At 64.6% G+C, this 12002-nt stretch carries 14 protein-coding genes and 1 tRNA gene; 12 read left to right on the forward strand and 3 right to left on the reverse strand.

Features of this window, described 5'->3' with window-relative positions; all coding sequences use genetic code 11:
- Positions 1-14: 14 nt before the first annotated feature.
- Positions 15-926, forward strand: coding sequence for a J domain-containing protein (locus tag LH407_RS00695; RefSeq protein ID WP_322133208.1), 912 nt, complete (start codon positions 15-17; stop codon positions 924-926).
- Here the strand turns inward: LH407_RS00695 and LH407_RS00700 are convergent.
- Positions 923-1045 (reverse strand): hypothetical protein, encoded by a 123-nt coding sequence (locus LH407_RS00700; protein WP_322133207.1) that lies wholly within the window; start codon positions 1043-1045, stop codon positions 923-925. The two genes, LH407_RS00695 and LH407_RS00700, sit on opposite strands and share 4 nt — an antisense overlap.
- 109 nt (positions 1046-1154) lie before the next feature.
- Between LH407_RS00700 and LH407_RS00705 the strand changes: the two genes are divergently transcribed.
- Positions 1155-2423: an APC family permease gene (locus LH407_RS00705; RefSeq protein ID WP_322133206.1), complete on the forward strand. Its 1269-nt coding sequence runs from the start codon at positions 1155-1157 to the stop codon at positions 2421-2423.
- A gap of 36 nt (positions 2424-2459) precedes the next feature.
- Positions 2460-3161 carry an endonuclease/exonuclease/phosphatase family protein gene (locus LH407_RS00710; protein WP_322134920.1) on the forward strand — a complete coding sequence of 234 codons (702 nt, stop codon included), beginning with the start codon at positions 2460-2462 and terminating at the stop codon, positions 3159-3161.
- Between the two features lie 283 nt (positions 3162-3444).
- Here LH407_RS00710 and LH407_RS00715 read toward each other — a convergent pair.
- Positions 3445-3529 (reverse strand) — tRNA-Leu (locus LH407_RS00715).
- 60 nt (positions 3530-3589) lie between these two features.
- Here LH407_RS00715 and LH407_RS00720 point away from each other — a divergent pair.
- Positions 3590-4894, forward strand: coding sequence for a M20/M25/M40 family metallo-hydrolase (locus tag LH407_RS00720; RefSeq protein WP_322133205.1), 1305 nt, complete (start codon positions 3590-3592; stop codon positions 4892-4894).
- Positions 4895-4907: 13 nt separating this feature from the next.
- Entirely contained in the window at positions 4908-5759 is an 852-nt protein-coding gene (locus tag LH407_RS00725) for an undecaprenyl-diphosphate phosphatase (RefSeq protein ID WP_322133204.1), read from the forward strand.
- Positions 5760-5761: 2 nt separating this feature from the next.
- On the opposite strand, the gene LH407_RS00730 is transcribed toward LH407_RS00725, so the two are convergent.
- Positions 5762-6694 (reverse strand): proteasome assembly chaperone family protein, encoded by a 933-nt coding sequence (locus LH407_RS00730; protein ID WP_322133203.1) that lies wholly within the window; start codon positions 6692-6694, stop codon positions 5762-5764.
- Positions 6695-6724: 30 nt separating this feature from the next.
- Between LH407_RS00730 and LH407_RS00735 the strand changes: the two genes are divergently transcribed.
- Genes LH407_RS00735 through tatA form a run of 7 tightly spaced genes read left to right on the forward strand, consistent with a single transcriptional unit; the run spans position 6725 to position 12001 of the window.
- On the forward strand, positions 6725-7393 hold the full coding sequence (locus tag LH407_RS00735; protein ID WP_322133202.1) for an HAD family hydrolase: 669 nt from the start codon (positions 6725-6727) through the stop codon (positions 7391-7393).
- Entirely contained in the window at positions 7390-8385 is a 996-nt protein-coding gene (locus LH407_RS00740; protein WP_322133201.1) for a tRNA (adenine-N1)-methyltransferase, read from the forward strand. The genes LH407_RS00735 and LH407_RS00740 overlap by 4 nt, the downstream gene beginning before the upstream one ends.
- 34 nt (positions 8386-8419) lie before the next feature.
- Positions 8420-9340: an FKBP-type peptidyl-prolyl cis-trans isomerase gene (locus LH407_RS00745; RefSeq protein ID WP_322133200.1), complete on the forward strand. Its 921-nt coding sequence runs from the start codon at positions 8420-8422 to the stop codon at positions 9338-9340.
- A gap of 50 nt (positions 9341-9390) precedes the next feature.
- Positions 9391-10380: a helix-turn-helix transcriptional regulator gene (locus tag LH407_RS00750; RefSeq protein ID WP_322134919.1), complete on the forward strand. Its 990-nt coding sequence runs from the start codon at positions 9391-9393 to the stop codon at positions 10378-10380.
- Positions 10373-11347 (forward strand): helix-turn-helix transcriptional regulator, encoded by a 975-nt coding sequence (locus tag LH407_RS00755; RefSeq protein ID WP_322133199.1) that lies wholly within the window; start codon positions 10373-10375, stop codon positions 11345-11347. The genes LH407_RS00750 and LH407_RS00755 overlap by 8 nt, the downstream gene beginning before the upstream one ends.
- A 1-nt stretch (position 11348) precedes the next feature.
- Positions 11349-11699 (forward strand): hypothetical protein, encoded by a 351-nt coding sequence (locus tag LH407_RS00760; protein ID WP_322133198.1) that lies wholly within the window; start codon positions 11349-11351, stop codon positions 11697-11699.
- Positions 11700-11746: 47 nt separating this feature from the next.
- A complete protein-coding gene (tatA, locus tag LH407_RS00765) occupies positions 11747-12001 on the forward strand; it encodes a Sec-independent protein translocase subunit TatA (protein WP_322133197.1) in 255 nt (84 codons plus the stop codon).
- The last annotated feature ends 1 nt before the right edge of the window (position 12002 follow it).

Here is a 12002-nt window from a genome sequence, read left to right on the forward strand (position 1 = left end):
GCTATTCTGAGCCGATGCCCGAAAGCCCTCTCGACGTGAGCCCGTACGAGGTTCTCGGGGTTTCGGCATCCGCCACACCGGAGGAACTCAAGCGCGCTTTTCGGAGGGCACTCCGAGAGACTCACCCCGACACCGGGGGAGACCCGCAACGGTTCGCTGCGGTGCAGTTGGCATGGCAGCGAGTGGGTACCGTGGAGGCACGCGCGGCCTATGACGCCGGTCGGTCGCAGGCGTCCGGTAACAGCAGCTTCGCAGCCCGACCTGCGACCCCTCGAGCGGACTCGCGACCTCGAGCACGATCTTACGGTCACCCCGGCGGTTGGCGGCGCGAGCGATACCTCGAGCAGATTCGGGAATGGGCGGGTCGGGGCGTAGAACTCGACGACCCGTACGATGCTCGCCTGGTTCGGGATGCCCCGCAACCCATCCGTAGGGCCCTCGCTGACGCTCTCGCCGAAGAGCACACGGCGCGATCGCTCAGCACACTCGGCATCGGGTTCACGATGTGGCACGACGTCGCGACAGGGACACCGGGCGGCAAGGTCGATCATGTCGTGCTCGGCCCGACAGGGTTGTGGGCCATGATGTCCGAAGATTTCGGCGGGCCGGTCCGCGTTCGACGCGGTGAACTCATCGGCGACGGGGTCGCGGGGGAGCGGCCAGTGCACGACCTCGCGTCCGGCGCCAAGGCACTCACCCGAGCGTGGAAGGTGCGGTTCAGCGCTCTCGTCATCGTGGTGCCGGATGACACCATCGACGAGCCGATTGTCGCCCTCGGCACGATTCGTGGGGCCCAGGCCGTCGCCACACGTCAGTCGACGGTCGCGCATCTCCTTCGAACAGGTCTGCCCGGCACACGAACGATCGGCGGCACGGAAATCTTCGACATCCGAACGCGGATCGCGGCGGGAGTGCGGTACCTCTAGCCTGTCGTCTCGGTGTCGGGGTTCTCCCCGAACTCCGACACGTCGAGGTCTGCATCCTCGAAGGGGTTCTCCTGTGGTGCGTCGTCGCCGTTGCGGTCGCGGTCCTGCCGGTCTGCCATGGACATGGAGCCTCCTGTCGTCGGTACCAACGCTACTCCGCAGCGGCGTTCACGTGGCGTTCACCTCGATGAACCGACATCGAACGAGCCACCGGCTAGGGTGCAAACCATGTCCGATCAGCCTGCACTCGCGCGCCGGTTGGGAACGACGGATGCCACGGTCATCGGCCTCGGCTCCATGCTGGGAGCCGGGGTTTTCGCCGCATTCACTCCGGCCGCGCAAGCGGCAGGATCCGGGCTCCTCGTGGGTCTCGTCATCGCCGCCATCGTCGCGATCGGCAATGCCACATCGACAGCTCAACTGGCCGTCGCGCATCCGACGTCGGGCGGCGTCTTCATCTACGGCCGCGAACGGCTCGGGCCCTGGTGGGGTTTCATCGCGGGCTGGTCCTTTGTGGTCGGAAAGACCGCGAGTTGCGCGGCCATGGCGCTCGTTTTCGCGTCGTATGCGGCGCCCGCCGGCTGGGAACGACCCGTCGCCCTGCTGGCGGTGATCGCCGTGACGGCCGTCAATCTCGTGGGGATCACGAGAACCGCTCTCGCATCACGCGTCATCCTCATCGTCGTTCTCGCCACACTCGCCGTTGTCGTCTCCTCGGGGGTCGCGAGCGGCCTGCCCGCGTTCTCTGCACCTCTGGATCTTCTGTCGGATGGGCCGTACGGCATCCTCCAGTCAGCGGGACTGCTGTTTTTCGCGTTCGCGGGGTACGCGCGGATTGCCACCCTCGGAGAAGAAGTCCGCCATCCCGAGCGTGTGATTCCCCGCGCCATCGTCTTCGCGCTCGGGATCGCACTCGTGATCTACACGGCGGTAGCTGTAGTCACGCTCGGCACTCTCGGCCCGGATGGGCTGGCAAGCAGCGCTGAACCGCTGAGCGACACCGTCGCCGCCGTCGGTTGGGCCCCGGCGGAGCCTGTCGTGCGCATTGGAGCATCTGCTGCCGCGCTGGGAGCACTGCTCGCACTGGTGGCGGGTATCGGACGCACCGTGCTCGCCATGGCGAGATACGGTGAGCTGCCGCGATGGCTTGCTGCCGTGCATCCGCGATGGTCAGTTCCGCACCGGGCCGAAATTGTCATCGGTATCGCGATCCTCGCGCTGGTGGGCACCACCGACCTTCGCGGAGCTATCGGATTCTCTTCCTTCGGCGTTCTCGTGTACTACCTCGTAGCCAACCTTGCCGCGCTCACACAGCCCCGGGCCCAACGTCTGTTTCCCCGAGTCCTCGCTGTAGTCGGTGGGGTGGGATGCCTGGCGCTGTGCGCGACACTGCCGCTGCTCTCCGTCGTCCTCGGGCTGGGGGTGATCGCTTTGGGCGTAGTTCTGCGGTCAGTGAAGTTCATCGTCACGGCCCATAATCGTTCGGGGGACACCTAGCGTGGTGCCCCACAAGGAGAGGCTCAACCACCCGTGATCCGTGTCATCAGCTACAACCTTCGCAAACACCGGGCCATCGGCGAACTCGCCGCCCTCTCCGAGACGGCCGATCTCGATGCGCTGTGCTTGCAGGAGGCATTCTCGTCGGAACTTCCGGGCGAAATCGGGCCGCTGACCCTCGCGGGGTCGACAAAAAACAACCGACTGGGACTCGCGGTGTACTACCGCAAAGACCGTTACGACCACGTGGAGAGCCGCTCCTACGAGCTCAAGAAATCCCTCCACGATCTCGTGTTCTCACCAACACCGGAGCGACTGGTCGGTTCTCGACTCGTCGACCGTGAGACGGGTCAGCAACTGGTTGTTGCGTCATTCCACGCCGCACCGCTGACCGCCCTGAACTCTCTGCGCAGGGAGCAGATCAAGGCGGCGCACGAACTGCTTCAGGAGCTCGGGTCGGGTACACCGATCCTCATGGTCGGCGACTACAACTACCCACTGTTCAAGGACGGCCTGGGGGAGCGGGTAGCCAAGACGGGATACGACCTCTCGCTCAGCGACCGCCGGACGTACACGGCCTACAAGTTCTTCCGGGGGCACTTCGATTTTGTGACCTCGCAAGGCTTCACCATCGAGAGTGTCGAGACGCTCGCGCGCGGATCCTCCGATCACATTCCGATCCTCGTGACCGCAGCGTACGGCGAACCCGACTACAGCAAGGCCGGCAAGGAGTCCTGAGCCGCGCCGCGCCACGCCGCGCCACGCTGCGCCGCGACGGACTGCGCGGTGTGGGCCCACGAAGAGTTCGCGCGCACCTTGACGCGAAAACAACTGAAGGCGCCACCTTACGGTGACGCCTTCAGTCATTTGTGCGCGAAGGGGGACTTGACTCCCCACCGAGCCGCCAGCCCAACCTACGGTTGGTCTGGACTGCGCGGTGTGGGCCCACGAAGAGTTCGCGCGCACCTTGACGAGAAAACAACTGAAGGCGCCACCTTACGGTGACGCCTTCAGTCGTTTGTGCGCGAAGGGGGACTTGAACCCCCACGCCCTATACGGGCACTAGCACCTCAAGCTAGCGCGTCTGCCATTTCCGCCATCCGCGCGCAAGCAGTTCAGATCAGAACTACCGAGGTAAGACAATAGCACGCTGATAGCGTGGTCGGATGACGCAGCCCGATGAGCTCGACGCCACAGCGACCATCGCGCGGGAACTCATCCAGTTCGACACGACCAATTACGGCGAGGGCAGATCGAACGGCGAGACCGATGCCGCCGAATACCTCGGGGCACTTCTCGAGAATCTGGGGCTCACGACGGAGTACGTCGACGCGGCGACCGGTCGAACGAGTGTTTTTGCGCGAGTTCCCGGCGCAGACGCCACCAAGCCCGCGCTCATCGTTCACGGCCACACGGATGTCGTACCTGCTGATCCCGTGAACTGGAGCGTCGACCCGTTTGGCGGGGTCATCAAGGACGGCATGTTGTGGGGCCGAGGTGCAGTGGACATGAAGAACATGAACGCGATGATCGTCACCGCGCTCCAAGACATCCTCGGGTCCGGCCGGCTCCCCGCGAGGGAGCTCGTCATCGCGTTCTTCGCCGACGAGGAGAACGGCGGCGTCTTCGGATCGCACTACGCGGTCGACAACCGTCCGGACCTCTTCGCTGGGGCGACAGAGGCCATCAGCGAAGTGGGCGGCTACTCGGTGCACCTGGGTGGCAGGCGCTCGTATCTCCTCCAAACCGGCGAGAAGGCACTCGTGTGGCTCAAACTCGTCGCACGCGGCCCTGCGGCGCACGGGAGCAGGGTCGTGCGGGAGAACGCCGTTACGAAGCTCGCCAAAGCTGTCGTGACCCTGGGCTCGCGGGAATGGCCCATTCGCCTCACCGACACGACCGAGCATCTCCTTGCCGAGCTTGCCCGCATCATGCAGGCCGACCCGGTGAAGGTCGGCCCAGACGAACTTGTTCTATCGACGGGCACGGCCGCGGGCTTCCTTCAGGCGACACTGCGCACCACAAGCAATCCCACACTTCTGAAAGCCGGGTACAAGCACAACGTCATTCCCGACACCGCAGAAGCCCTTATCGATATTCGAACGCTGGCGGGGGACGAGGATGCCGTGCTCGCCGAGATTCGTGAGCTCCTCGACGACGACATCGAGATCGTTGTGATGCACCGGGACGTCGGCCTGGAGAACCCGTTCGCCGGATCACTCGTGGACACGATGGTGGGCACCTTGGAGGCTCACGACCCTGGCGCACCCGTGTTGCCATACCTGTTGTCAGGGGGAACCGACAACAAGGCTCTTTCGCTGCTCGGCATCAAGGGCTACGGCTTCGCTCCCTTGAGGCTGCCCCCGGATCTCGACTTTCCTGCGCTCTTCCACGGCGTGGACGAGCGCGTGCCGCTCGACGCACTAGTCTTTGGCAGGCGGGTTCTGACTGACCTGCTCTTGACGTACTAGAGGGGGATCGCGAGTGGGCTTTATCGAGGCCATCATCCTCGGGCTCATCCAGGGCCTGACCGAATTCCTCCCGATCTCCTCGAGCGCCCACCTTCGCATTGCGGGCGAGTTCCTGCCGTCGGCTACCGATCCGGGCGCGACCTTCACTGCGATCACCCAACTCGGAACCGAACTGGCCGTAGTGATCTACTTCCGCAAGGACATCGCTCGCATCCTGACCAAATGGTTCCAGCAGTTCGGACGATCGAAGGGGGCACACTCGGTTCCCATCGATCGAAAAGATCCCGACGTGCGCCTCGGCTGGCTCATCATCATCGGCACCGTCCCGATCGTCATCCTCGGCTACTTCGCTCAGGACTACATCCGCTCGACGTTCCGGTCGTTGTGGCTCGTCGCGATCGTTCTCATCGTGTTCGGCATCATCCTTGGGCTTGCCGACCTGCTCTCCAAGCGCGTGCGCGAATTAGACCAGATGAGTTACCGGGATGGCATTCTCATTGGCATCGCCCAAATGCTCGCTCTCATCCCCGGGGTATCGCGTTCGGGTTCGACCATGACGGCCGGCCGCCTCCTGGGGTACACCCGTCCCGCGGCAGCACGTTTCGGATTCCTTCTCGCGGTGCCCGCCGTCTTCGGCAGTGGCCTCTACGAACTCGTCCACAGCTTCGGCGAGCCGGAGGGCGCGTACGGGTACGCCGAGACTGCTCTCGCCACGGTTGTGGCGTTCGGGGTGGGTTACGCGGTGATCGCGTTCCTCATGCAGTACATCTCGAAGCACTCGTTCCTGCCGTTTGTGATCTACCGGATCCTGCTCGGCGGCACACTGCTCGTGCTCCTCGGCATCGGGGTGTTGGACCCCCTCTAGGCCTATTCCTTGCGCCAGGGCTCCTCGCCCGCGGCGCCACCGTCGGGCCGATCCCCGCGCCGGAGGTACTGCTCGAACTCCTTGGCGATAGCTTCACCGCTCGCCTCTGGCGAGTCGACGGTGTCCCTGGCACGCTCGAGCTGCTCGATGTAGGACGCCATGTCGTCGTCGTCGCCCGCGAGCGCGTCGATCCCGCTCTCCCACGCGGCGGCCTCGGTGACGAGATCACCGCGGGGGATTACCACGTCGACGATCTCTTCGAGCTTGTCGACGATGGCAAGAGTGGCTTTGGGGGAGGGGGCGTTGTGTACGTAATGCGGAACCGAGGCCCAAATGGACATCGTCGGGATGCCTGCGCGCTCCGCAGCGTCAGCAAGCACGGACAGGATGCCGACCGGCCCCTCGTACGTGCTGCGCTCCATCCCGAGTTCCGATCGAACGGCGGCGTTCTCGCTACTCGTGAAAACCGAGATGGGCCGAGTGTGGGGAACGTCGGCGAGCATGGCACCGAGGAAGATGATGCCCCGGATGTCGTTGTCCTCGACCACCTCGAGCACCTCCTGGGTGAACGACTTCCAGCCACGCGACGGCTCCGTTCCGAGCATCAGGAAGACGTTGGAACCGTTGGAACCGCTCACCTCGAGTTCGGCGTCGGCGGCGAGCGATTGACCGCGACCCGCGTGCGGTCGGGTCGGGCCGTAAATTGTGACGCCCGGCCACACGAGAACCCTGTTACCGTCCTCATCGCTTGCGATCGACGGCCGGTTGAACTGGTAGTCGAAGTAGTCCTCCGGGTCGACCTCCGCAATCGGGTACAGGTCGAGCGCGTCTTTGAGGGTGCGGACGGCGTTGCTGGCCGCCTCACCGGCGTCGTTCCAGCCTTCGAAGGCCACCACGAGGAGCCTTCCCGACGCGAAACTGGACTGAGCGGGCATCTCTCAAGGATAGAACTACGATGGTCGGTTGTGACTCCCACCTCTCCCGCCGCTGTCTTCTGGGACATGGATGGCACCCTCGTCGACACTGAGCCGTACTGGGTTTCGGCCGAAACGGACCTCATCGAGTCGTTCGGCGGGTCGTGGACTCACGAGGAGGCACTGCAACTCGTTGGCGCCGGCTTGTGGCATTCGGCACGCATCATCCAGGCCAAGGGCGTCGCGCTCACGGAGGACGAGATCATCGACGCCCTCACCGATCGTGTGCTCGAGCAGCTCGCCACCAAGGGGATCCCGTGGCGGCCGGGCGCACGCGAGCTACTGCTCGAACTTCGGGAGGCGGGCGTACCCACCGCCCTGGTGACCATGTCTATCTCCCGCATGGCGCATTTTGTCGTCGAGCATCTCGGCTTCGAGGGTTTCGACGCGGTGGTCTCCGGCAACGATGTCACCCACTCGAAGCCGCATCCGGAGCCCTACCTACACGCCGCCCGCATCCTCGGTGTCGATCCGGCTCTCTCGGTTGCGTTGGAGGATTCCCCTCCCGGCGTCGCATCGGCGGCCGAGGCGGGCATGGTGACGATCGGGATCCCCTTCATCCTCGACCTGACGTCGTCGTCGGCAACACACCTGTGGCCGACACTCGACGGCCGCACTCTCGCAGATCTCGCTGCCCTCGTTCCGGCGGTGTCCTCATGACGCCGCGCCCGCGCAGCGGTCCGTTCCGCGCGGGTGATCGTGTACAACTAACCGGTCCGAAGGGGCGGATGAACACGATCTCGCTCGCGGAGGGCGGCGAGTTCCACAGCCATCGTGGTGTCCTTCCGCACAGCCTCATCATTGGCCGCGAGGACGGCTCGGTCATCGAGTCGAGCGACGGTACCGAGTATCTTGCGCTGCGCCCCCTGTTGAGTGATTTTGTGCTGTCGATGCCCCGAGGCGCGGCAATCATCTACCCGAAGGATGCCGCACAGATCCTCGCCCAGGCTGACATCTTCCCCGGTGCTCGTGTTGTGGAGGCGGGGGTTGGCTCGGGCGCTCTCTCCCTGTGGCTGCTTCGTGCGATTGGAGCAGACGGTACTCTCCAATCGTTCGAACGACGTGAGGAGTTCGCCGAGGTCGCGCACGCAAACGTCGAGACGTTCATCGGAGAAGCACCGAGTAACTGGTCCATTCACGTGGGCGACCTGCAGGATGCCCTGCCAGAGCACACCGAGGCGGGTTCCATCGACCGCATCATCCTCGACATGCTCGCGCCGTGGGAGTGCCTCGACGCAGTCGCGACGGCGCTGGCACCCGGCGGGGTTCTGCTGTGTTACATCGCCACCGTCACACAGCTCTCGCGCGTTGCCGAAGCGATTCGCGAAACGGGTCGCTTCACTAATCCCGTCTCGAGTGAAACGCTCATCCGAGGTTGGCATGTGGAGGGGCTCGCCGTGCGACCGGATCACAGGATGGTCGCCCACACCGGTTTTTTGCTCACAGCACGTCTGCTCGCTCCCGGCGCCGTTCTGCCCGCCCTCAAACGTCGAGCATCCAAGACGGACTTCAGCGACGAGGATGTCGAGATCTGGACGCCAGGAGCGGTGGGGGAGCGCCCCCTGAGCGAAAAGGGACTTCGGCGCGCAGTTCGTGACGCTCGCGCTGCCGCGCGCTCGGCAAGCGAAGAGCAGAGCGCGGACGGGCAGTAGAGTGGTTGCGATTTCCATCCCCCAGAGGAGAAGAGTGTCTGTGCGCACGATTGCCGGCGTTGCTGTGGCGGGAGCCCTCCTGGTCTCCCTCACGGCATGTTCCACCCCTTCCGCCGACGCGGCGTGCACACCGGATGAGGCGTCCAAGCTCGTCACGGCGACGGGGGAATTCGGAGCCAACCCAGAAGTGGAGTTCCCGACCCCTCTCGTGGCGGAAACCACGGGGGTATCAACTCTCATCGAGGGCGACGGGGATCCGGTTCCCGCTGGTGGCTCCGTCGTCGGTACCGTGAGCATCTACATCGGTGAGTCGGGCGAGGCGCTCATCAGCGGAGGCCCGCTGGTTGGTGTCCCCATTCTCTTCCCGACTAAGGACTTCCTGTTCCCCTTCACGGATTCGCTGCAGTGCGGGTCGGTCGGCTCGCGTATCGTGACGACCGGTTCGGCAGCGGACATTTTGAGTTCAACGGCAGCCGAAGAGGACTACCAGCTCGACCCGGAGCAGACGCTTGTTGTTGTGACGGACATCCAGTCGGCCTACCTCGGCCGCGCCAATGGCGCAGATCAGCTGGCTCAGAGTGGAATGCCCGCCATCGCGCTGGCCCCGTCGGGTCAGCCCGGATTCACGTTCCCCGATGGCCCGGCTCCGACTGAGTTCCGTACTGACGTGCTCAAACGCGGATCCGGCGCCGAGGTCGAGGCGGACGACGCCGTCGTCCTCCACTTCTCGGCGATGGAGTGGGGAGCCGAAACGCTCCTGAACTCGACCTGGGTCGGTAACAACGGTATTCCGGTGATCGTTCCGCTCGAGGGACAGGACACTGGTCAAAGCCTGCTTACCGCACAGGTCCGAGAGGCTATGGTCGGTCAAACTGTGGGGTCGCAGGTCCTCATCGCATCTCCAGGCGACCAAACCCTCGTCTACGTCATTGACGTACTGGGGATCGCGGAGTAGCCAGTAGTAAGTACGACACAGGCCGGATGTCGACAAGATCTAAGGATGACTTGGTGTCGAGTTCCCAGAGAATACCGGTCGAGGAGAGGCTCTTCAGTCTCGTCCTCGCCCTTCTCGCGACCGATTCGGGCCTAACGAAGAACGAGATCCTCTCGACCGTTCAGGGCTACCGCCAGCGATTTGACGCGTCCGGAGACAACTCATCGCTCGAGCGCCAGTTCGAGCGTGACAAGGACGACATCCGCGAACTCGGGGTGCCGCTGGAGACGATCGAAAGCCCCGGCGATGCCGGAAATAACCAGAATCTCCGGTACCGCATCCCGCGCGGCACCTACGAGCTTCCGAGCGATATCCGCTTCACCCCGGAAGAGAACACACTCCTGTCGCTCGCGGCGACGGTGTGGCGCGAGGGTTCGCTTTCGGGGCAGTCTCGCCGCGCCATCCTCAAACTCAAGGCGCTGGGTGTTGCGACCACCGAGCCAATCCTCGGCTATGCACCGCGAGTTCGCGTTCGAGAAGCGGCATTCGACCCACTCGGCGAGGCCCTTGAGCGACGTGTGCTGGTCAAGTTTCCGTACCTCAAGCCGGGCGAGGAATCGCCGCGTCAGCGCACGGTCGCCCCGCTCGCGCTCGTTCAGCATCAAGGACGGTGGCACCTGTTTGCCGATGAGCCGGAGTCGGGCGTGACGAAGACTTTCCTGCTTCGCCGCATCGTGGGGCCAGTGTCCCTCACGTCGACCTCATACGAGGCCCCCGAGGGCGACCAGTCCGCACGCGCGCTTGCCGAACTGGACAGGGTGTGGCGCGAGCGTGTTGCGACGGTCGAAGTGGAACCCGGCACGGATGCCGCGATCCGCCTCTCAAATCGCCGTGGCACCTCACAACTTCCGAACGGAGCGCTCCAGTTGCATCACACGGACGCCAACATCCTTGCGGACGAACTCGCGAGCTTCGGACCCGAGGTTCTCGTGATTTCGCCGCCGGAACTCCGTGAGGCCGTACGATCCCGACTTCTCCGAACGGCGGCCGACCATGGCTGAACGTGCACAACCTCAGCGAGCACAGGACAAGCTGGCCTTCCTTCTCTCCCTCGTGCCGTATCTGATCGACCGTGACCGGGTGAGCGTGTCGGAGGTCGCCGAGCACTTCGGCGTGCCGGAGCAGCAGATCAGGGATGCCGTCCAGTTGCTCGCAGTGTCGGGCATCCCGGGGGAGACGAACACCTATCAGCACGGTGACCTGTTCGATATCGCGTGGGATTCGTTCGAGGACAATGACGAGATCGTCATCACCAATCTCGTGGCGATCGACGACTCACCGCGTTTCTCGGCCCGTGAGGCGGCGGCGCTCATCGCTGGTCTCCAGTACCTGTCTTCGCTACCGGAGCAGGCCGATCGTGCTGCAATCGCGAGTCTCATGTCGAAGTTGTCGCGTGGTGCCTCCGCGGAGCCGAGCGCTGTCGCCGTCGCATCGAGCGAAACCGATAGCACGCTCCAGCTTGCCCGGGAGTCCGTCGAGCGCGGTCTCCAGCTTGAGTTCACCTACGTCGATTCGCGCGGAGAGTTCGAGAGCCGCAAGGTCGATCCACTCCGAGTCGAATCCGTCGATTCCGATTGGTATCTTCGCGGCTGGTGTCACTTGCGCGAGGCGGTGCGCACGTTCCGCATCGATCGCATCTCCGACCCGCGCATCACGAACGAGCCGATCACACACGAGCCAGGAGATGTGACCCTCCCGGACAAGCTCTTCGAGGGCTCGTCCGATGATCTCGGAGTCACGATCGAGGTCGCATCGGGAGCGGTGCCACTCCTTGCCGACTACTCGCCGGAGGTGCTCGGCGAATCGGTCGACGATCGCGTGCGAGTTGGTCTGCGGGTCTCGCACTACCACGGCCTCAAGCGTCTCGTCGCGGGGATGCCGGGTGGCGCGATCGTACTCGAACCGGCCGAGGCCCGAGCGGTCGTGCGCGACTGGGCTGCGACGGCCGCGGCACGCTACGGGGGCTGACGTGCTGCCGTGGTGGGTATGGCTGCTTCTGTGGACCGCCCTCGTGCTTGCGCTTCTTGTTGTCGTCGGCGCACTGCTGTGGCGGTCGTTCCGCAAGTTCCTGGGAATGGTCGAGGCGACCGGGGAACTGGCCGATCAACTGGGAACACTTGACATCCCGGAGCCCGTGCTGGATAAACCCGAACTCGCCGTGCTGGCCGTTGCCCGCGACATCCGGGACCGCGAGGATGCCCGACGCGCCCGTCGCTCGGAGTTGCGCCGCTCACGCCACGAACGCCGGATGGCGCGGGCTCGCCGCATCACGCGGGTGGATGCGACCTCCACGATGTGGCCGCCGGACTGGTACCGCTGATCGCTTGGTAGACTTGCCTTCATCGACCGCCTCGAGAAGGAGCAGCCATGTTCGGAAATCTGACCGGATGGCACCTTGTCGCCGTCCTGGTGGTCGTTCTCGTCCTGTTCGGGGCTCCGAAGCTTCCGGGTCTCGCCCGTAGCCTCGGCCAGTCCATGCGGATCTTCCGCAGCGAGGTCAAGACGATGAAGGACGAGTCGGCCGCGGATGCAGAACCCGCCGATGACGAGACCGAGGACGAGCCTCCCGCCAAGGCGAAGAAGACGCCGAGCAAGGGTGGCAGCGCCGGGTCCAAGCCGTAGC

Origin of the sequence: Antiquaquibacter oligotrophicus (assembly GCF_020535405.1) — a bacterium.
Lineage (GTDB): Bacteria > Actinomycetota > Actinomycetes > Actinomycetales > Microbacteriaceae > Rhodoglobus > Rhodoglobus oligotrophicus.